General features: G+C 42.8%; 20 protein-coding genes. 4 read left to right on the top strand and 16 right to left on the bottom strand.

All coding sequences use genetic code 11. The annotated features are described in order from the left end of the window. Positions 1 to 119 precede the first annotated feature (119 nt). The 5 genes from BET10_RS13780 to BET10_RS13800 are packed head-to-tail and all read right to left on the bottom strand — an operon-like array spanning position 120 to position 3,860. Complete coding sequence (locus tag BET10_RS13780; RefSeq protein ID WP_070986179.1) at positions 120 to 722, bottom strand: SCO family protein; 603 nt, start codon at positions 720 to 722, stop codon at positions 120 to 122. After that, positions 722 to 1,624 carry a heme o synthase gene (cyoE, locus tag BET10_RS13785; RefSeq protein WP_070986180.1) on the bottom strand — a complete coding sequence of 301 codons (903 nt, stop codon included), beginning with the start codon at positions 1,622 to 1,624 and terminating at the stop codon, positions 722 to 724. Before cyoE ends, BET10_RS13780 begins: the two co-directional genes overlap by 1 nt. Then, complete coding sequence (locus BET10_RS13790) at positions 1,621 to 2,634, bottom strand: COX15/CtaA family protein (protein WP_070986181.1); 1,014 nt, start codon at positions 2,632 to 2,634, stop codon at positions 1,621 to 1,623. The genes cyoE and BET10_RS13790 overlap by 4 nt, the downstream gene beginning before the upstream one ends. A gap of 9 nt (positions 2,635 to 2,643) precedes the next feature. Continuing rightward, positions 2,644 to 3,144, bottom strand: coding sequence for a transmembrane cytochrome oxidase associated protein (locus BET10_RS13795; protein ID WP_070986182.1), 501 nt, complete (start codon positions 3,142 to 3,144; stop codon positions 2,644 to 2,646). Then, on the bottom strand, positions 3,141 to 3,860 hold the full coding sequence (locus tag BET10_RS13800) for an SURF1 family protein (protein ID WP_070986183.1): 720 nt from the start codon (positions 3,858 to 3,860) through the stop codon (positions 3,141 to 3,143). Before BET10_RS13800 ends, BET10_RS13795 begins: the two co-directional genes overlap by 4 nt. An 11-nt stretch (positions 3,861 to 3,871) precedes the next feature. On the opposite strand from BET10_RS13800, the gene BET10_RS22030 reads away from it, so the two are divergent. Then, a complete protein-coding gene (locus tag BET10_RS22030) occupies positions 3,872 to 4,174 on the top strand; it encodes a DUF2909 family protein (protein ID WP_083330558.1) in 303 nt (100 codons plus the stop codon). Here BET10_RS22030 and BET10_RS13805 read toward each other — a convergent pair. From BET10_RS13805 to coxB, 4 genes are read right to left on the bottom strand one after another with little or no spacing between them, the layout of a single operon-like run. Beyond that, on the bottom strand, positions 4,080 to 4,955 hold the full coding sequence (locus tag BET10_RS13805; RefSeq protein ID WP_070986184.1) for a cytochrome c oxidase subunit 3: 876 nt from the start codon (positions 4,953 to 4,955) through the stop codon (positions 4,080 to 4,082). The genes BET10_RS22030 and BET10_RS13805 overlap by 95 nt on opposite strands. Positions 4,956 to 4,961: 6 nt before the next feature. Beyond that, positions 4,962 to 5,513, bottom strand: a complete 552-nt coding sequence (locus tag BET10_RS13810) for a cytochrome c oxidase assembly protein (protein WP_070986185.1) — start codon at positions 5,511 to 5,513, stop codon at positions 4,962 to 4,964. Next, on the bottom strand, positions 5,513 to 7,096 hold the full coding sequence (gene ctaD / locus BET10_RS13815) for a cytochrome c oxidase subunit I (RefSeq protein ID WP_070986186.1): 1,584 nt from the start codon (positions 7,094 to 7,096) through the stop codon (positions 5,513 to 5,515). Before ctaD ends, BET10_RS13810 begins: the two co-directional genes overlap by 1 nt. Then, entirely contained in the window at positions 7,093 to 8,238 is a 1,146-nt protein-coding gene (gene coxB, locus BET10_RS13820) for a cytochrome c oxidase subunit II (RefSeq protein ID WP_070986187.1), read from the bottom strand. The genes ctaD and coxB overlap by 4 nt, the downstream gene beginning before the upstream one ends. A gap of 626 nt (positions 8,239 to 8,864) precedes the next feature. Here coxB and BET10_RS13825 point away from each other — a divergent pair. After that, positions 8,865 to 10,031: a M23 family metallopeptidase gene (locus tag BET10_RS13825; protein WP_070986188.1), complete on the top strand. Its 1,167-nt coding sequence runs from the start codon at positions 8,865 to 8,867 to the stop codon at positions 10,029 to 10,031. A gap of 16 nt (positions 10,032 to 10,047) precedes the next feature. Here BET10_RS13825 and BET10_RS13830 read toward each other — a convergent pair whose 3' ends face one another. The 6 genes from BET10_RS13830 to queA form a co-directional block, all read right to left on the bottom strand. After that, complete coding sequence (locus BET10_RS13830; protein WP_070986189.1) at positions 10,048 to 10,611, bottom strand: hypothetical protein; 564 nt, start codon at positions 10,609 to 10,611, stop codon at positions 10,048 to 10,050. 63 nt (positions 10,612 to 10,674) lie between these two features. Beyond that, positions 10,675 to 11,619 (bottom strand): protein translocase subunit SecF, encoded by a 945-nt coding sequence (gene secF / locus BET10_RS13835; protein WP_070986190.1) that lies wholly within the window; start codon positions 11,617 to 11,619, stop codon positions 10,675 to 10,677. An 11-nt stretch (positions 11,620 to 11,630) separates the two neighbouring features. Beyond that, positions 11,631 to 13,490, bottom strand: a complete 1,860-nt coding sequence (secD, locus tag BET10_RS13840) for a protein translocase subunit SecD (protein WP_070986191.1) — start codon at positions 13,488 to 13,490, stop codon at positions 11,631 to 11,633. Between the two features lie 32 nt (positions 13,491 to 13,522). After that, a complete protein-coding gene (gene yajC, locus BET10_RS13845) occupies positions 13,523 to 13,861 on the bottom strand; it encodes a preprotein translocase subunit YajC (protein WP_070986192.1) in 339 nt (112 codons plus the stop codon). Between the two features lie 31 nt (positions 13,862 to 13,892). Then, positions 13,893 to 15,017 carry a tRNA guanosine(34) transglycosylase Tgt gene (gene tgt / locus BET10_RS13850; protein WP_070986193.1) on the bottom strand — a complete coding sequence of 375 codons (1,125 nt, stop codon included), beginning with the start codon at positions 15,015 to 15,017 and terminating at the stop codon, positions 13,893 to 13,895. Positions 15,018 to 15,222: 205 nt separating this feature from the next. Continuing rightward, positions 15,223 to 16,263, bottom strand: coding sequence for a tRNA preQ1(34) S-adenosylmethionine ribosyltransferase-isomerase QueA (gene queA, locus BET10_RS13855; RefSeq protein ID WP_070986194.1), 1,041 nt, complete (start codon positions 16,261 to 16,263; stop codon positions 15,223 to 15,225). Between the two features lie 250 nt (positions 16,264 to 16,513). On the opposite strand from queA, the gene BET10_RS13860 reads away from it, so the two are divergent. Then, positions 16,514 to 19,024 carry a GGDEF/EAL domain-containing response regulator gene (locus tag BET10_RS13860; protein WP_070986195.1) on the top strand — a complete coding sequence of 837 codons (2,511 nt, stop codon included), beginning with the start codon at positions 16,514 to 16,516 and terminating at the stop codon, positions 19,022 to 19,024. A gap of 152 nt (positions 19,025 to 19,176) precedes the next feature. Beyond that, positions 19,177 to 19,374, top strand: coding sequence for a hypothetical protein (locus BET10_RS13865; protein WP_070986196.1), 198 nt, complete (start codon positions 19,177 to 19,179; stop codon positions 19,372 to 19,374). A gap of 30 nt (positions 19,375 to 19,404) precedes the next feature. Here the strand turns inward: BET10_RS13865 and BET10_RS13870 are convergent, their stop codons facing one another. Further along, positions 19,405 to 20,322, bottom strand: a complete 918-nt coding sequence (locus BET10_RS13870) for a hydrogen peroxide-inducible genes activator (RefSeq protein WP_070986197.1) — start codon at positions 20,320 to 20,322, stop codon at positions 19,405 to 19,407. Positions 20,323 to 20,401 lie beyond the last annotated feature (79 nt).

Here is a 20,401-nt window from a genome sequence, read left to right on the forward strand (position 1 = left end):
TAAGTACTCATAAATTTAGCTTAGACGTAGATCACAAAAAAGCCATAAAACTTGCGACAAGAAAGACAAATTAATGAAGGTGTTAGGAAAAGTATTCGGTGGCCATACGCCACCATCAATTACTCTGTATATTGCGAAGAAACTATTTTAAAATCCTCAACGATAAGTTCACCATTTATCAATGGGACTTCATTGGGGAGAAACTGTGCTTTAAAAATTGCACTCAGTTCTCCTTTAGGGTTGATCAATGCAACAGAAGCGCTATGGTCAACATAATAGTCATTACTGTCACTGTTATTGATAGCGTAGATTAATCCCAAGTTTCTCACTAATGGAAACAGTTGGGCATGGTCGTTACTCAATGCCTTAAAATGGTCATTAAAATAGTTAATGTAAGCTTTGCGCTTCTGAGCATCATCCCTTTTCGGGTCAACGGAGACAAACCAAACATTGATAGGATAAACGTCCCTTAGTTGCTCATAGACATTGGTTAGTTTTGCCAGTGTCATGGGGCAAATGTCAGGACAGTGAGTATAACCGAGAAAAACTAAGGTCCACTGCCCTAATAAAGCTTGTTCAGTAACCAAGTCATTATTTTGATCATATAACTCAAAGCTCGATAGTGCTTTTGCTTGTTTATAATGAAGCGTATGCTCAGACACCTCGTTCGGTTCTGAGCATGATACCAATAACATTAATAATGCAGCCCACCAGCCCCTCATTACATCCACCATTTATCGATAAATAATGCGACGAATAGTAACAGTAAATAACTGATAGAAAAACGGAAAAGCGCCATAGCGCGTTGCTCACATTGGTGTAAATATAAATTGATACTTTTGCCGATAAATAACAAATTGAGTACCGCAGCTGACAGCAAATAGATCCACCCTGACATCCCAATCAAATACGGCAGCATACATACTATGGCTAACAATATGCTGTACGCGATGATACAAAGTTTAGTAAATGCAACACCATGAGTGACTGGCAACATTGGGATATTAGCTCTTTGGTAATCATTTTTGCGGGCAATCGCTAATGCCCAAAAGTGTGGCGGAGTCCATGTAAAAATGATCATCACTAATAGCCATGGCGGTGCACTTAAAGTTCCTGTTTCACTCACCCAGCCTAGCAATGGCGGCATCGCTCCAGCAAGCCCGCCGATCACAATATTTTGCGGTGTAGCCCGCTTAAGAAATAAGGTATATACCACTGCATATCCAACAAGCGCACCAAGCGTCAATAAAGTGCACAATAGGTTACTCCAAATCAGCAACAATACGCAGCCAATCACAGCAATGACGAAAGCAAATATCAGGGCTGAGCTGATGCTAAGCTGCGAGGTTGCAATTGGGCGATGACGCGTACGAGCCATCTTTTTATCTATTTCTCTATCTACCACATGATTCACTGCAGCTGCAGAAGCTGATAGTAAACCAATTCCCAATAAACTCATGATTTGCGCGAGCCAACCACGCTGCATATCTGGTGCTAACGCAATACCTATCCATGCAGTCAGCACCAGCATAAGCACAACTTTTATCTTACAGATCTCTAGATAATTACTCAGAGTCAGTTTTGAAGCCAAGTGCCACTTTTGAGATAATTCTAATACGGTCATATTGTAGCTCCTTGTTTGGCTGCTAGTAAAAAGCACAATCTAACCATGCTCAGCAGTAGTAACGCAGCCATCACGTTGTGAAATAGAGTGAGAAGTAACGGAAACTGAAGGTGGACTATCAACCCGCCAAGGAAAAGCTGAGCAAAAAGCACACAAGACACTAAAATAACAGCGCTTCTTATCTTAGAGCTTAGCTCTGCTCTATATATTTTCCAACCAACCCAGATAAGGGTCAGCGCTGTGACCATCGCCCAAATACGATGTATAAAGTGGATAGACAATCGCGTTTCAAACGGTAAAACTCCAAATTCGTAATTGCTTTGACCTATCGGTAAATGAAACAAACTTTCGAGTGAGAAAAGTTCGATATTGCTGCATACTGGGAGTCCTGAACAATGCGGCGCAGCATAATTTGCGGCAACCCACCCACCCAGTGCAATCTGGATCACTAACACAACTAGGCCTATAATGGCGAGCAGGAAATGTCCTGTGATGGATGGTGCGGTAACATCAGCTGGCTGATGAACACGCAAATACATCAATACCAACAAGGCTAAAATAGTAAAGCCTCCCAATAAATGACCCATCACAACAAACGGTTGAAGATTCATCGTAACCGTCCACATACCAAGCAAACCTTGAAACAGCACCATCGCCATCAAAAGTAGCGCGTGTTTAAAAGGAACAACTACCTGCTTATGATTTTTATTTGTGCGCTGTCTAAAAGCCACTATACACAATGCAACTATCATCAACCCCAGCAGCGACGCAAAATAACGGTGTACCATTTCAATCCAAGCTTTTTTAGGCTCAACTTGGGCATTTGGAAAATTCTTTTCAACTATGGTCAACTCGTGAGACTCATTGGGCACGGTTAGAAAACCATAGCACCCAGGCCAATCTGGACAGCCTAAACCAGCATTACTTAGGCGCGTATACGCTCCTAATGACACGACCAATAAAGCGAGCGTACATGCCGCCAAAATAAGTAACTTATATCCCTTACTCATGTGTACTCCTTAGCTACTACGCGCATATTTCAACAGTTTCTTTAAGTCTTTTAGTAGACCTTTGTGTTCAAGCCGATTCTTTTCATCGTCTTGAAAATACTGATATTGCAATACCATAAGACCACGATGGTCTATTAAATAAAGATGTGCAGCAGGCAAAGTCTCTGCTAATTGATAGCTTTGATATTGATCTATTGCTGCTACTTCTTGACTACGATTGAGTACAGCAAGGCCGACATGTTTTTGATGCTTACCAAGCGCGGTATATAAATTTTGCAGTGCATTCAATTGCTTCTCACATGCTTCTAAACAGGCGTCCGGCGCATTAATAGCAATGGTCCACAATTCATTGTTTTGTACATGCCAACTGGGCACTCGCAATTCTGATTGCAAAAATTGCCCGTGATTCGTTGTATGCTCTGGTAACCACTCCAGCTTAACCGCCGCATAGGCCAGTGCTAAAGGCACGACGCAGCAACCAATAAACACACCTAAAGGTTTTGAGATCATTCATGCGCTCCTTTTTTTATCGCAAAGTAAGCCACCACAGCTGCCGCCACAGCGATTAATAACCACTGCAGTGCATAGGCTTTATGCTTTTCTGGTGGCATAACCACATGTGTGTAATGAGGACTGGCAATAATGGGGTTGTTTGATTGTTGATACGCCACCAGTGGAAAAATTTGTTCATCGGTTTGCTTGGCAAGAAAGCCGATATCTATGTATTGCAGCAACTCTGGCTGTGTGGGGTCCATACTGGCTTCAGATGCAAGGGTAAAACCTGCTAAATTTTCTGACTTTATGAGTACTTGCAACGAGAGCTGGTGCTCTGGCAAAGAAATGCTTGGTGTCTGGCGCTTGCTAAGAGATTGAATAAACCCTAAGTTTACGAGCACTCTCTTTTGGTTATAACCATTTAAAGCAAATAATGCGAGTACATCAAACCCCACTTGACCGTTTAATATTTGGTTATCTAAAAACCACACAAAAGGCGGTAAAAACCGACCGCTTATTGTAGTTAACAGGCCATTGCTTTGCTGTGCAGGTAACGCTAACACTTGCTCTGCCGTTAAGTTAACTTGTTTCTCCTGCTGTGCCAGTAAGTGCGCTTTATCTTGCGCTCTTTGCCACTGCCATACTGCCAGAGCTAAGCAAATACATATTACGATTGTGACTAACACCAACGTAATAACTGAACTAGACTTGAGCTTAACTATTTGTTGCATAAGGACTCACTATGCTTATTAAATTTATTATTATTCTTTTACTGCTTTTTATTATTTTTAACTTATTTAGAGCTCTATTTCTGATGCTGAAAAACCCCAGTGATGGCAAGCCGATGTCTTTCTATTTGGGTCGCCGTGTCATATTCTCCGCTATCGCTTTATTGATAATCATCGTCGCAGCTCAATTGGGTGCGATTAAACTTAACCGCACCCCAACGCTTACAACACATATACAAATACAAACAGACACAACCAAACAACATCTACAAAGTGCCAGTACCAAGCTGCAGCCTGAAACGCAAAATGTTGCTTAGCGTCTAAATGTCCTTTAAAAATACGTATCAACACTATCAGTAACAACACGGTTCCTAGCGTAACGTGCATACCATGGAACCCCGTCAACATAAAGAAAGTGTTGCCATAGATGCCAGCTTGTAGGGTCAAATCAAGGTCTTGATAGGCGTGGATATATTCGAGTACTTGCAAGGCTAAGAAGATACAACCCAACAACACAGTAGCACTCAAAAACAGTTTCACTTTGCTACGTTGATCTTTTTCAATGGCAGCATGTGCAAAATGAATTGTGACCGATGAGCTAAGTAAAATCAGCGTATTGATAAGTGGTAAACCTTGCCACCCCATAGCCTGAGTGGTCTCTCCTGCAGGAGTTGAAAGCAATGGCCAAACCGCTTCAAAAGCAGGCCAAAGCACTTCATTGGTCATGGCATTATTGCCCTCACCACCTAGCCACGGAACAGACAATACTCGCGCATAAAACAGCGCACCAAAAAACGCACAAAAGAACATCACTTCCGAAAATATAAACCAGCTCATGCCTTGCCTAAATGAGCGGTCCATTTGCTTCGAGTACAAACCAGTCTGCGATTCGTGTATGACGTTTTTAATCCAACCATAAAGCATATAAAAAAGTATACCCAGCCCGGCATACAGCACATACTGACCACTACTGGCTTCACTAGAAAGCTGCATCACGGTTAAGCCCGCCCCCGCAGCAATTAAGAACATTGCCACCGCGCCTATAATCGGCCAATGGCTTTGCTCTGGTACATAATAATTCTCATATTTTTCCATGATGATCTCCTAACCTGCCTGATGCTTAGCCTCTACCGTGGTATGAGCGGTGGATTCGCTAATATCAAATACGGTATACGACAGGGTAAGCTCTTTAATTTCTTCTGGAAGCTCTGTATCAACGTAAAACACTAACGTAAATTCAACTTCCTGATTCGCCTCAAATGCTTGCTGATCGAAACAAAAGCAAGCCATTTTATGTAAGTATTTGGCTGCCTTTCCTGGGCTTACTGAAGGTACTGCCTGCATAACGCGTGCTTGAGAACTCATATTCTTCGCACTAAATTTAACCTCAGCCATTTCTCCTGGCTTGACGTTAACGCTGTACTGATGGGATTTGACCTCAAACGGCGCGCTTTGCTGGCTATGTGTTGTAAAGCTCACATCGACGCTTCTGTTGCTAACCACATTCTGACTTGCATTGGCGACTTCAAGTGATGGCTTGCCGTTGAGTCCTGTTACATCACAAAACACGTCGTATAAAGGCACTAAGGCGAATGCAAAGGCAAACATGCCAATGACCACCAGTGTCAATTTTTTTAACAAGCCACTGTGTGCCATTACTTCACCTCTGGCGGTGTTGAAAACGTGTGGTAAGGTGCAGGTGATGGTACTTCCCACTCTAGACCCTCTGCCCCATCCCAAACTTTATCAGGCACTGACTCACCACCTTTTGCACACTTATAAACCACCAGCACAAATAATAGTTGTGATAAACCAAAGGCAAAGCCACCAATACTGATAATCGCGTTAAAATCCGCAAATTGCAGCGCGTAATCAGGGATCCGTCTCGGCATACCAGCCAAACCCACAAAGTGCATAGGGAAGAACAACACATTGACACTCACCAGAGATAACCAGAAGTGCCACTTTGCCAGCGTGATGTTATACATATGACCTGTCCACTTGGGGAGCCAGTAGTACGCTGCAGCCATAATGGAGAAGATAGCACCAGTAACTAACACGTAGTGAAAGTGTGCCACCACGAAATATGTGTCATGATATTGGAAATCAGCCGGGGTGATAGCCAACATCAGTCCCGAAAAGCCTCCTAGGGTAAATAACACGATAAAGGCAATAGCAAATAGCATCGGTACTTCAAAGCTAATTGATCCGCGCCACATCGTCGCAACCCAGTTAAATACCTTCACACCCGTCGGCACCGAAATTAGCATTGTGGCGTACATAAAGAATAATTCGCCTGCCAGTGGCATCCCTGTGGTGAACATGTGATGCGCCCACACGATGAAAGATAATAGCGCAATGGAGGAAGTGGCATACACCATTGAAGCGTAACCAAATAGCTTCTTACGCGAAAAGGTAGGTATTATGGTCGAAATGATACCAAATGCAGGTAATATCATGATGTATACTTCTGGGTGTCCAAAGAACCAAAATATATGCTGGAACATCACGGGATCACCACCACCTGCCGCATCGAAGAAGCTAGTACCAAAATATTTGTCGGTCAGTACCATCGTCACTGCACCTGCAAGTACCGGCATCACAGCAATCAGCAAGAATGCGGTGATTAACCACGTCCAAACAAACAATGGTAATTTCATCCACGTCATCCCTGGTGCTCTCAGATTCACTATGGTGACGATGACATTGATAGCCCCCATGATGGAACTTATACCCATAATGTGCACCGCGAACACAAACAGGGCGGTATTATCATTACTATAAGTCGTAGATAACGGCGCATAGAAAGTCCACCCAAACGCAGGACCACCACCTTCCATGAATAATGATAACAATAGAATCGCGAACGCAAATGGCAGTATCCAAAAGCTCCAGTTGTTCATTCTAGGTAGCGCCATATCTGGTGCGCCAATCATCATCGGTACCATCCAGTTTGCAAGTCCCGTAAAGGCTGGCATCACCGCACCAAAAACCATGATTAAGCCATGTACAGTCGTCATTTGGTTAAAGAAATGTGGGTCAACTAACTGCAAACCTGGCTGAAAAAGTTCAGCGCGGATCACCATCGCCATAGCCCCACCAATCAGAAACATGGTCAGTGAAAAAATTAAATACAGCGTGCCGATATCTTTGTGGTTTGTTGTGTATAACCAGCGCTTTATACCCTTTGCGCCATGATGTTCGTGATGGCTGTTATGTGACTCTGCTACCGTACTCATTGGCTGGCCTCCTTATTCGCATCTATGCGCGCTTGTACTTCGCTAGGTTGTATTACCTGATCTAAATCGTTCCCCCAGCTGTTACGCTTAAAGGTGACAACACCCGCAATTTCTTTAATTGATAGCTGCTTGGCAAATGCCTGCATTGCCGTGCCTGGTTTACCATGCAAAATGATGTCGATATGATCTTTAACATCACCCATTACGATTGGGCTGTCCTTAAGTTTAGGGAATACACCGGGAAGCCCCATGCCTGTTGGTTGGTGACAAGCAGCACAATACGCCATGTACACTTTTTCACCCGTTTCCATCAACTCTTCTTTACTAAGAGTTTGATCCAACAATGCCGCACTTGCTGCAGCTTCATCTAACTTTTGTTGCTTCGCTTGTTGGAGCCAACTATCAAATTCTTCGGGGGGGCGAGCATCGACTACAACGGGCATAAAACCGTGATCTTTACCGCATAATTCGGCGCATTGCCCGCGATATATACCAGCCTCATTCACTCGCGTCCAAGCTTCATTGATAAACCCAGGATTAGCGTCTTTTTTGACAGCAAAATCAGGCACCCACCAAGAGTGAATGACATCGTCAGAGGTCATTAAAAATCGTACTTTTCTATCTGTGGGAATGATGAGAGGTTTATCTACCTCTAATAGGTAGTTTTCGGTTTTCGCTTCTTGGTCATTGATTTGTTCCATTGGCGTGGACAAAATAGAATAAAAATCAACGTCATGGCCCATATATTCATAGTGCCACTTCCATTGTGAACCAGTCACTTTAATGGTCAAATCCGCTTTACTGACATCTTCCATCGCTATCAGTGTTTTTGTTGCCGGAATGGCCATTACAACAAGAATTAGAAAAGGAATCGCAGTCCAAAGAATCTCAACTTTTGTGCTCTCATGGAACTGTGCGGGTTGCGCCCCTTTTGACTTACGGTGATGTATCATCGCCCAAAACATCACAGCAAATACAACCACTCCGATCGCACAGCAGATCAAGAATATGGTCATATGGAGCTGATAAACATTCTGGCTGATATCAGTAACACCCTCACGCATATTAAATGCGCTATTGCCATAGGTGACTAACGGATTAGCAAGCAATAAAGCACTCACTAACGATAGGTATTTGCTCATTTGACGTCTCCTGCGTTATCCATTTGCTGCCTAGGCCAAACGATGAATAACCATTATTATTATTTGGATGACTGTCTAACCATGCGAAATGAATCGCAAGTCAACTACACGACTCTTAAACAATTAGACAATAAATAAACAATTGGCAAGTTTTGTCCGTTTTTCAAATAAATTCTCGGAAGTGATTGATTGCTAGAAGAAGAGCAACTCGTTTAGTTACAAATAATATGCCCGTTAGAGCCTTAAACAACACGCTTAAAGCCCTATTTTTATATAGTTCAACTACCTTGTTAGACCTGTAGTAGACTTTGCGACACTATCAATGAATTTTTTCGTCATATATGAACTTCTGGTCACGATAGATAAATTATTGCTATTTATAGAAATACCTTTTGTACTATATAGTTAGTTAATTCGTGTGCGAGTTTTATCCAGCATACTCATTCCTGTCCTTTATTCCGCGCCATTAGCCACTGATGCAACAATCAAGAAAACTAGACCACTGTATCTGTAAACAATTCAGCACAAAAACCAAACAAGCAACAGCTCAAAAATAAAACAATTTATTTACAAATAATATACAATCACAGTATTGTTAAAAAGCAATTGAACAAAAGGGATACAACATGAAAAATACATCAACTTTACTATTATTGAGTGCTCTGAGTGCCTCAGGCACTGTTGTGGCGCAAGGACAAGATAGTCATGTAAATGACTTTAGTTTCAGCGGACCAGAACTTGCAGCACTTCCAACATACTCAATTCAACTCATCGATGAGCAAAGTTTCTTATTTAATAACACACTACAAAGTTACGATTGGGATAGCTTTTTTCTCAGCTATGCACCTCATCTCGCAGACAAAAAAGAGGTTATCCTGCATTGGGCTGGTTACAGTAGTATTAACCCTAAACTGTTAATCGCACTGATGGAACAACAAAGTCAGGTTATCAGTGCACCAACCAAGCAAAACCTAAACGCCCCCTTTGCAACGCTTTCTTCTCGCACTGGGTTTAACAACCAAATTGAAGACATTGCACTGATGCTGAGTAAGCGCTATTACGCATACCTTGAGCTAAGTGAAAAACTCAATGTACAAGATGCACCTTCAACCAATGCGGCTACCGTTGCACTTATCAGCTTGTTGCAAAAACAACCAAACGGCGTGTCTAAGATCATTGCTCAATATAACCAACTGTTTGACGGTGACTCACTCCAGTTGCACGCTGACTCGCAAGTCAAAACGGCCAAACCATCGAACTTCCAAGCACAAGCAGCATTCAGTATGCAACTGCCTTGGCCATCTGGCTATGCTTGGTATAGTGGCGGGGCTCATTCAAATACGGGGTCAGGGTATCCGTATTCTTCGCTCGACTTTAACAATGGCTCGGGTGGTTGGGGCAGTAACACGCCTTGGGTACAAGCCTCTCACGGTGGTACAGTCACCCGCTATTCATCATGTAATATACGTGTGACTCACTCAAGTGGCTATGCAACTCAGTACTATCACATGGACAACCTTCAGTATCAAACTGGTGATGTGATCTCCTCAGGAGCATGGCTTGGCAGATATGCGAACAATCGCAATCAGGCACTGTGTCAAGGTGGCAGCTCTACAGGTCCACACGTACATTTCTCATTACTGAGCAATGGCCGTTTCATTTCATTGCATAATTGGTATATCAGCGGTTACCGTATTGATGTTGGTAATAGCAATTACGACACTAATTGTTGGAACTTCTACTTTGAAAAGAATGGTTACAAGACCTGCGCTTGGAATCCACTATATAGGTAATTTTAATGCACACTCACTAACTGTAATCTGGTGAGTGTGCCTGTTCCATGGTAATGGTTTGTACGAGAGATAAATGCGCAATCAATTCTACTATACTCTCGCTGGCCAACTGGTATTCGGTTTCCTTTAACCCTTCCTCATTGGCCCATGCTGATAGCATGATAGGCTGCATCAATAAGTCTTTCACGTGATAGCAAATCGCAGACTCAAATTGCGACAACTGTTCATTTTGCTTCAATTGTGAGCGTATCGATTCATACGGCAAAGATTGCAGTGAATTTGACAGGGGCAAGAGCCTCGCAACATAGTCACTACATTGCGGTTGTTGCTCAACAAATAAAGCCAAGATTGTTTGTGCTTGAAAGCTTAGTGTATCGCTGTGAGCTTTGATAACACTCACATCTGAACCTATTTGTAATGATGTCAATAGCTGCTGAGCCTGCTGCTCAAATGCACTCAGCAAATCCATAAAAGTGTGTAACTGTTGTGATGTGCTATCTCGCTCAACCGTATTGAGTTTCTGCTCACCACAGCCAAAAGCTAAAGCGCACAACAACAAGACAATTATCTTTTTATACATAAAATACCCTCGCTTCTACTCATAAAAAAAGCCGCTTGAAGCGGCTTTTTTCACCCAAAGAGATTAAGGCATTGCGTCGAGATCAGCGCCTTCTTTTTCAACTTCTACTGGTATTAGATCCTCTTTGCTCACGCCCATTGCCACAGCAACCGAGCTGGCAACATAAACTGAAGAATAAGTACCAATAAAAACACCAAACAACAGGGCTGTCGCAAAACCGTGAATAGTCTGGCCACCCCATACAAACAGTGCAATCAATACCAAAATAGTGGTAATTGAAGTCACTAAAGTACGGTTAAGTGTTTGAGTTAGAGAGATATTGATGATCTCTAGAGTATCATCGATACGCACCTTTCTAAAGTTCTCACGAATGCGGTCAGATACCACGATAGTATCATTCAACGAGTACCCTATTACCGCCAAAATTGCCGCTAATATGGTTAAGTCAAATTCTAAGTTAAGTATTGAAAACAGACCCATAGTTAAGATCACATCGTGGAACAAAGCAGCTACAGCACCTATAGCAAAGCGCCATTCAAAGCGAAATGCTACGTAGATTAAGATACAGATCAGCGCTGTAAGCATGGCCAACCCGCCCTGCTCTTTTAGGTCTTCACCCACGCTTGGGCCCACGAATTCAATACGGCGCATTTCAACGCTGCTGTCCGCTTGCTTAAGCGCCGTGATCAACTGATTGCCAATCACCTCTGCTTTAACATCATCACCACGTGGTGCTAGACGAACCAACACTTCTTTACTCGTACCAAACAACTGCACGGAAGCATCCGAAAATCCGTTCTCAGCTAACACATCGCGAATCTTGTTCAGATCAGCCGGTTGTGAAAAACCCACTTCAACGGCCGTACCACCGGTAAAATCTAGACCAAAATTCAACCCTCTAATTGCCATAGAAGCAATCGACGCTACTATCAAAAACGCTGACAGTGCCATCGACAACTTGCGTGCTGACATGAAGCGGATAGTGCCTTTTAACTTTAATAATTGCATTACCCGTCTCCTTAGATTGAAAGCTTATCTATACGCTTACCGCCAATGCATAGGTTGATCACCGCTCGGGTACCAACAATGGCTGTAAACATAGAAGTGATAATACCAATTGCGAGCGTTACGGCGAAACCTGCAATCGGACCGGTGCCCACTGAGAACAGGATAATCGCTGCAATTAGCGTGGTGATATTGGCATCAAAAATCGTACTAAAAGCGCTATCATAACCATGGTGAACCGCTTGCTGTGGGCTGCGTCCATCCAAAAGCTCCTCACGAATACGCTCAAAGATCAGCACGTTAGCATCAACTGCCATACCTACTGTTAATACAATACCCGCAATACCTGGCAATGTTAGCGTCGCACCAGGGATCATTGACATCACCCCAACGATTAATACCAAGTTAGCTGCTAGCGCAAGGTTTGCTACCAGACCAAAGCCTTTGTAATAAATCAACATAAATGCCAGTACAAACGCAAAACCTAACACCACAGCGGTCATACCAGCTTCGATATTTTCCTGACCTAAGCTTGGGCCAACTGTACGCTCTTCAACAATTTGAATTGGTGCAACCAACGCACCTGCGCGTAGCAATAGACTTAAGTTGTGTGCTTCTGCTGGGTTATCAATGCCAGTGATACGGAATGAGTTATTGAGGCGGGCTTGAATGGTTGCCACGTTAATAACTTCTTCAACTTTGATAGGCGGTAGCGCTTTACCATTGGCGTCTTTTTTACCTGATGGCTTGTATTCGATAAATACCGTTGCCATACGTTTACCAATAGCACGCTTAGTGAACGCATTCATTTTTGCGCCACCTTTACTATCAAGGTTAATACTCACTTGCGGGCGCTGGTATTCATCCATACCAGATTGTGCACCTGTGATATGACTACCTTCTAAGATCACACGCTTTTTCAAAACGACTGGATAGCCATCTTTGTGATTGATCACCTCAGTACCTGGCGGTATACGACCCGCAGCGGCTGAACGTACATCCGCATTTTCATCCACTTCGCGGAATTCCAGCGTTGCTGTCGCACCTAAAATCTCTTTGGCACGCGCTGTGTCCTGTACACCCGGAAGCTGAACAATAATACGCTCTGCACCCTGACGCTGAACATTTGGTTCTGCTACACCAAGTTGGTTGATACGGTTACGAATAATCGTTTCGTTTTGTTTGATTGCGTAATCACGAATTTCTTTAAGCTTTTGGTCACTTAGACTCACATAAAACGCAAGATCATTACTACTGTCATCCACAAAATTGTATAGTGGGTAGCGACTGGTTAAGAAACGCTCCGCCGCATCTTTGTCCTCATCATTACGCATAATCACTTGCAGACGTTCGCTGCCAGCAACACGACGCACTGAGCGATAACGTAACTTCTCACCACGTAAATCGCTCTTGAAGTCTTGTTCCATGGTTTCTAACGCATTATCAAGCGCCGTTACCATGTCTACTTCCATGGTAAAGTGCACCCCACCGCTCAAATCCAGACCTAGCTTCATTGGGTTACCACCCAAGTTCTTTAACCACTCCGGCTGCGCTGGGCTCATATTGATTGCTGAGATGTAATCTTCACTTAACGAGCCACGTAGCAAGTCTTGAGCTTTAAGCTGCTGCTCAACGTTTTTAAAACGTACAAGCACTTGGCCATTTTCAAGCACTGATGACTTTACTGTGATGTCGTTCTGAGCAAGTGTGTTGTTAACTTGATCAAGTACGCTGAGGTCGGCACTTGCACCCTTAGTGCCAGATACTTGTATGGCCGGGTCTCGGCCATACAAGTTAGGCGAGGCATATAAAATACCTACCGCCAACACAGCAAGTACCAGCAAGTATTTCCACATTGGATACTTATTTAACACTGGACTATCCCTTTATTTTTATTCTTATTTTCTTATAACGACTTCATCGTACCTTTTGGTAGTACTGCAGATATCGCTGATTTCTGTACTGTCACTTCAGCTTGATCGTTCAAAGCGATAACCACAAAGTCTTTGTCATCAGCAACCTTGGTAATTTTACCAACTAGGCCACCTTGAGTGAGTACTTCATCACCCTTTCCCAAAGCACTCATTAGATTTTTGTGTTCTTTCACTCGCTTGGCTTGTGGACGGTAAATTAAGAAATAAAATACCAAACCAAAAATACCCAGCATAATCAGCATTTCCATGCCACCACCTGCTGGTGCAGCACCAGCTGTACTTGCATGCGCACTAGAGATAAACAAACTCATAACACTTCCTCTTTAAATTTTATATTCAATTCTATTTAGTTTCGGCCAACGGCGGCACTTCTTGTCCGCGGCGAGCATAAAAATCTTGTACAAAAGCGTCTAACTGGCCTTCACTGATAGCATTACGCAGCCCTTCCATAACACGCTGATAATAACGTAGATTATGGATTGTGTTGAGTCGTGCCCCTAAAATTTCATTACACTTGTCTAAATGATGTAAATAGGCACGAGAGTAATTTTCGCACGTATGACAATCACATTCAGGATCCAGCGGCCCTGTATCTGTTTTATGTACAGCGTTACGGATTTTAACCACTCCTCCGGTAATAAACAAATGACCATTTCGCGCATTACGTGTTGGCATTACACAGTCAAACATATCAATGCCACGGCGAACAGCCTCAACCAAGTCTTCAGGTTTACCAACACCCATCAAATAACGAGGCTTGTCTTCTGGCATTTTGTAAGCACAATGGTCAAGAATGCGGATCATGTCTTCTTTTGGTTCGCCCACAGAAAGACCGCCTAATGCATAACCGTCAAAGCCTATTTCTTCGAGGCCTTTTTGCGATTCTGCACGTAACTCTGGGTACATACCACCTTGGATAATCCCGAATAACGCTGCAGGATTATCACCATGACCTTCTTTGGAACGCTTAGCCCAGCGAAGTGACAACTCCATTGAATCTCGAGCTTCTTTTTCAGTTGCAGGATAAGGCGTACATTCGTCAAAAATCATCACGATATCTGACCCCAAATCGCACTGAACCTGCATTGCCTTCTCTGGTGATAGCATGATTTTTTCACCGTTTACTGGAGACTTAAACAGCACTCCTTCTTCTGTGATTTTACGCATCGCGCCAAGACTGAATACCTGAAAACCGCCAGAATCAGTTAAAATAGGTTTATCCCAATTCATAAAATCATGCAGATCACCGTGTTGTTTGATGATCTCAGTGCCAGGACGCAGCATCAGATGGAAAGTGTTACCCAAGCAAATTTGTGCACCAGTGCCCTTTAACTCATCGGGTGTCATGCCTTTTACCGTGCCATAGGTTCCCACAGGCATAAATGCAGGCGTCTCAACAACACCTCTTTCAAAAATCAAGCGACCACGACGGGCTTTACCATCGGTACGATCTAATTCAAATTTCATTGTTACCTCAAAGTCGGAAAAACAGTCCAACTGTTAATAGTTGCTAACAGCAAGTTAGGTTAGCAAACAGGTGAAAAAAACCGCCCAATTCTACCTTGTTTGACAAAGCAATTCTAATTATTGGGTCAAAATTTGTGTTTTAAAGTACACGCCCAATAAAACCCAGTGAATAGAGACAAAAAACCCAGCTAATGCTGGGCTTTGTTTATGAACGAGTGTGTTTCGTTAAAAACATCGCATCACCATAACTGAAAAAACGATAACGCTGCTCAATCGCTTGGTGGTATGCATTCATAATATGGGTTTGACCGGCAAAGGCACTGACCAACATAATCAAGGTGGACTCAGGTAGGTGAAAGTTTGTCACCATGGCATCCACAACTTTGAACTCATACCCTGGATAGATAAAAATATCCGTGTCTCCAGTAAACGCTTGTAGTTCTCCACCATGCACTTTGGCGGCAGACTCTAAAGAACGCACTGATGTGGTTCCAACTGCAATGACTCGACCACCTTTAGCCTTCGCTGCTGCAATTGCTTCAACAACCGATTCTGGCACCTCAATGTATTCAGAGTGCATCACATGCTCATCAACCGAATCAACTCTCACAGGCTGAAAAGTACCTGCGCCAACATGTAGCGTGATAAATGCGGTTTCTACACCTTTGTCTTTGATCTGTTGTAATAGCTTTTCATCAAAATGTAGACCGGCCGTTGGCGCAGCAACAGCGCCTGGCTTCTCATTGTATACGGTTTGGTAGCGTTGCTTGTCTTCTTCTTCGTCGGGTCTGTCAATGTATGGCGGCAAAGGCATATGACCAATTTCTTCCAAAATGCTCAATACACCTTGCTCTGCACTAAACTCTAACTCGAACAATTCGCCTTGACGCCCCAACATAGTTGCTTCGGCTTTGCCTTCTAAGATAAGCGTTGCACCCGCCTTTGGTGACTTACTTGAGCGAATATGTGCCAGCACTCTATGTTCATCAAGTACTCGCTCCACTAATACCTCAACTTTTCCGCCCGTAGACTTTTGTCCAAACATACGTGCGGGGATAACTTTAGTATTATTGAAGATCATGATGTCATTGGGTTGCAGCATCTCCAAAATATCAGTAAAGACCTTATGTGAAATTTCGCCGCTATCCCCATCGAGCGCCAATAAACGACTACTTGAACGTTCTTTTTTGGGGTGACGAGCAATTAATTCATCGGGAAGTTCAAAACTAAAATCAGCTACGCGCATGACAACATCTCATGTAAGAAAATAGGCGCCAAGTCTAGTGATCCTAATGGGGTAAATCAAGTGCTTGTAACCTTGCACAAATAGCATTAACCTAGCGTGGTTGCGGTTAGCCTAAAGAAACTAAAACTACCAGCTTGGTAAAAAAACTAACGCTAATATTTTTTAATTTTAAAAACAGCAACTTATTATAAAAAGCAGTTCAGAGGTGTCGCTTGTTGTTGAATAAATACGTGGAGTTAAGGCGTTAATCGTGGCCAGACAATTAAATTTATTGATTGTAAACTCTAGTGAGCAAGAGCGAAACACAATAAAAAATACACTACAGAAATTAGATGTCTTCACTTTTATCGAATGTGAGGACAGTCAAAATGCGCTGCAATTTTTGAAAAAACAAGCGGTTGATGTGGTAATTTCTGGACTAGATGTAGGGAAAATTGACGGCTGGCGCTTTTCACGTATGGTGCGCTCTGGGCTGCTCAATACACCTAAAAACACCCCGATTGTGCTCATTCCTCCGATATACTGCGAGCGTATTGCAGAAACAACCGCACGTAGTTATAGCATAGATGCTGTATTACCTTTTGAGCGACATGCAGCATTGCCCCAAGTGTTGGCCAATGTGCTATCTACTCACTTAGAAAAAAGCAGCCGTTTAAACTTGTTGCTTATGGAGCCAAAGCAACAACGCGCCGAGGAAATATGCGAACATTTGGCGCTTAATTTTGCCTGTACACATGTTAATACAACGCAAGATGCGCTATCACTGTTCAGGCAAAGCAGCTTCGCCATTATTTTACTAGATGCCACAGCGACTCGTGCCCCCGCAGCCAAGGAGCTGGTGACACATATTTTAAAGCACAACCCCAATCAAGCAATTGTAACGATTATTGATAGTCGTGATGCTGACTACGCTGAACAACTCCTGTTGCTTGGGGTGACTGACTTTGTTCGTGAACCTTACGATATATCTATTTTGAGCAAAGTGTGTGATCACGCTGCGCGACGCGAAGATTTCATGGTGAGCTATGCGGAATTTGAAGAGAAGGTATCACAATTAAGCCGTAGCGAACAAAGCTATAAAGAGCTATTTTCAGCGCACCAACGGATCCTGCTACACCTGAATACCGTTGTTATGGAACTTGACCAAGAGGGGTTAATCCGCTTTATCAATCCTGCTTGGGAAACACTCTCAGGCCATGGTATCAAAAGCAGTCTCAATAAGTCGTTATGTGAATTTGTCACCGAAGAATATCAGCATGCATTGGAAAAGGTCCTTGGAAAAATCATAACAGGCTCACAGCATCAAGCAAAAATCGAACTACAGATTTGCCACCAAAAGCAAAGGCACATATGGGTAGAATGCCGATTCCAATTAATTAAAAACAGTACCAGCAGAGCTACAATCACAGCGACCTTAGATAACATTCATGAGCGCAAACAAGCTGAGCTACAACTTAGGCATTTAGCACTACACGATACCCTAACGGGGCTGCACAATCGATATTACTTTGACCAACAGTTACAACATATATGCTCATCTGTTGCGTCAAACCGCGAAATTGAGCATGCGTTGCTATATATCGATTTAGATCATTTTAAAATCATAAATGACAGCAAGGGGCATCAACAAGGTGATATCGTTCTCAAAGAAGTATCACAGTTATTTGGCGAAAACATCAGTGATGAGCACTTGATATTCCGAATTGGTGGCGATGAATTCGCGATCATTTTAAGCAATACGAATCTACTGGATGCGCATTTAGCAGCCGAAGGGATATGTATGGCAATAGAAAAGCATAAGTTTCATTCGGAAGAAAACAGTTACTCGATTAGCTGCTCTATCGGGTTGACGCAAATCACTATCGACAACCATGATGCTAACGAGTGTCTCAAGCAAGCGGATATTGCTTTATATGTGGCCAAGAGTCTAGGCCGAAATTTAGTGCATTGTTACAGTAAAGAAGATGCCAAAAGCAGTACCTTACAATCAGGATTAGAATGGGGGCATAGCGTTCGTGAAGCCTTGCAAAATAATCTAATTGAATTGCACTACCAACCGATATGGGACTTTAAAAACAACAAGATTGCTTACTTTGAAGCTCTACTGCGATTAGTCGTCAAAGGCGAGCTGATTTATCCAAACCAGTTTATTCCCGCTTTGGAGCTGCTCAATGACACCTTCCTAATGGACCAATGTGTCATTAAGCACGCGATTGCTTCTGTTGCGCAACACCCTGAGTTAAACCAAGTGGCGATTAACTTATCCGCTCAGTCGTTTTTAGACGAACGTTTACTGCCGCATATTCAAACCTGCTTAGTTGAGCATCAGGTTGCCGCCGAACGTATCATTTTTGAAATAACTGAGTCTGCAAGTATCAAAAACCTAACCGCAACTCAGGCCATGATCGCAAAGCTCAATCAACTAGGCTGTCATTTTTCTATTGATGACTTTGGTACTGGATTCAGCACATTTAGTTATTTAAAACAACTACCTGCACAACATGTAAAAATCGATGGTTCATTCGTTAGAGACATGCTCAATGACCCTATTGATTTAGCACTGGTCAAAGCGGTGCATGACATCAGCCATTCGCTAGATAAGCGTTCGGTAGCAGAATACGTTGAAAATTACGAAATATTTAAAGCACTAAAGGAGATTGGTGTTGATTACGCACAAGGCTTCTATATTGCCAAGCCTATGCCGATTGAAAAATTAAAAGTAGCTATCCCAACTATTTTAGCTAGCAAAACAATCCGATAACAAATATATACAAAAGTCGACTTTTTCTTCCTATAAACTCATCTATAATTACTTTACATGGTGCTGTCCAGCTAAGTTGTTGATTTTGCCATTTTGACTGGACATTCAAAGGATTGAGCTACATCACCTTATGGACGTCTAGGAGTGTAACTATGAGCCAGTTAATGATTTTTTTGTTTATTATCAATATATTGGTAGCAATTCAGTGCTATCGAAATGCACGATTAAAGGGCTACCCAAGTAAAGTTTTTACTATATTGGGCTTGGTCCCCTACTTTAACTTGGTTGTTTGGGTCTATCTACTGTTTTTACCCGACCTTAGCTCAGCCAGTAAATTTGAACCTTCCTAACATATTGTGGGCGCGATGCGCCCTGATTTTTTAGCTTTTCGACTGTGCACATTGTACATTGACGAACTCAGAAACTTGCTCACTAAACAGACGAAAGTCTCTAATTCTTCCTGTCGTTTTGCGCCACAATAAACCAATTTCACGGTATGCATCACCCAGAGTATCGCGTGCCACCATTGGCTTGCCATTTAAGATCCCAGCATTTATCGCCATTTGGGGTAAAAATGTCACACCATTTTGATATTCAACCATGCTCAACAAAGTATGCAAATTAGCAGCCTCAAAAGGATTAATACAATCGCTACGGTTTAGATGGCAAGCACTCAGCGCATGACCTGTCATACAATGTTCCCGTTCGAGTAGAAAAACACTCTGCTCTGGCAACAAGTTAAAATCAGTTACATTATCTGCGATATGGTAGTCTTTGTGGTGGACCAATGAAAAATGGTCTTTAGCAAGCACCTGCGTATGAAAACGTTCCGTACGATAAGGTAGTGCTAGCATCGCCATATCAATGTGTCCATGTTCCAGCTTATCCAGCAACCTATCACTTGTATCCTCCACAAGTACCAGTTGTAGTTGCTCAAAATGTTGTTTACAGAATTGATAAAGCGGCGCTGCGATAAAACTGGCGACTGTAGGAATAACCCCCAAAGTTAACTTACCACTAAGCGGGTGCTTGTAACTTTTGGTAAGCTCCTTGACGCTCATGGTATCGGCAATGATCTTCTTTGCACGTGTAACCACTTCCTCACCAATATCAGTAAACATCAAGCTGCGATTCTCACGCTCAATTAACTGACAACCTAGGGTTTCTTCTAAGGTTTGAATTGCACTACTTAGTGTGGATTGACCAATAAAACAGGCCTCGGCCGCACGGCCAAAGTGCTGATGCTGATGTACAGCAATAAGATATTGGAGTTGCTTAATACTGGGCAGGTTATTCACTATGGACAAGTTTTATTAAGGTATACAATGATGTCAGTATAACCCTGATGTACAACGAGTAAAACCTTCTTTAGATGCC

This window comes from Pseudoalteromonas amylolytica (genome assembly GCF_001854605.1).
GTDB lineage: Bacteria > Pseudomonadota > Gammaproteobacteria > Enterobacterales > Alteromonadaceae > Pseudoalteromonas > Pseudoalteromonas amylolytica.

Coding starts and splice junctions, on each gene's coding strand:
- BET10_RS13790 (WP_070986181.1), bottom strand. CDS start 2,634: ATGAGTAAGGGATATAAGTTACTTATTTTGGCGGCATGTACGCTCGCT.
- BET10_RS13830 (WP_070986189.1), bottom strand. CDS start 10,611: ATGTATAAAAAGATAATTGTCTTGTTGTTGTGCGCTTTAGCTTTTGGC.
- BET10_RS13865 (WP_070986196.1), top strand. CDS start 19,177: ATGAGCCAGTTAATGATTTTTTTGTTTATTATCAATATATTGGTAGCA.
- BET10_RS13800 (WP_070986183.1), bottom strand. CDS start 3,860: ATGCAACAAATAGTTAAGCTCAAGTCTAGTTCAGTTATTACGTTGGTG.
- coxB (WP_070986187.1), bottom strand. CDS start 8,238: ATGAGCAAATACCTATCGTTAGTGAGTGCTTTATTGCTTGCTAATCCG.
- ctaD (WP_070986186.1), bottom strand. CDS start 7,096: ATGAGTACGGTAGCAGAGTCACATAACAGCCATCACGAACATCATGGC.
- queA (WP_070986194.1), bottom strand. CDS start 16,263: ATGCGCGTAGCTGATTTTAGTTTTGAACTTCCCGATGAATTAATTGCT.
- BET10_RS13780 (WP_070986179.1), bottom strand. CDS start 722: ATGAGGGGCTGGTGGGCTGCATTATTAATGTTATTGGTATCATGCTCA.
- tgt (WP_070986193.1), bottom strand. CDS start 15,017: ATGAAATTTGAATTAGATCGTACCGATGGTAAAGCCCGTCGTGGTCGC.
- BET10_RS13825 (WP_070986188.1), top strand. CDS start 8,865: ATGAAAAATACATCAACTTTACTATTATTGAGTGCTCTGAGTGCCTCA.
- BET10_RS13795 (WP_070986182.1), bottom strand. CDS start 3,144: ATGATCTCAAAACCTTTAGGTGTGTTTATTGGTTGCTGCGTCGTGCCT.
- secF (WP_070986190.1), bottom strand. CDS start 11,619: ATGCAATTATTAAAGTTAAAAGGCACTATCCGCTTCATGTCAGCACGC.
- yajC (WP_070986192.1), bottom strand. CDS start 13,861: ATGAGTTTGTTTATCTCTAGTGCGCATGCAAGTACAGCTGGTGCTGCA.
- BET10_RS13810 (WP_070986185.1), bottom strand. CDS start 5,513: ATGGCACACAGTGGCTTGTTAAAAAAATTGACACTGGTGGTCATTGGC.
- BET10_RS22030 (WP_083330558.1), top strand. CDS start 3,872: ATGCTTATTAAATTTATTATTATTCTTTTACTGCTTTTTATTATTTTT.
- cyoE (WP_070986180.1), bottom strand. CDS start 1,624: ATGACCGTATTAGAATTATCTCAAAAGTGGCACTTGGCTTCAAAACTG.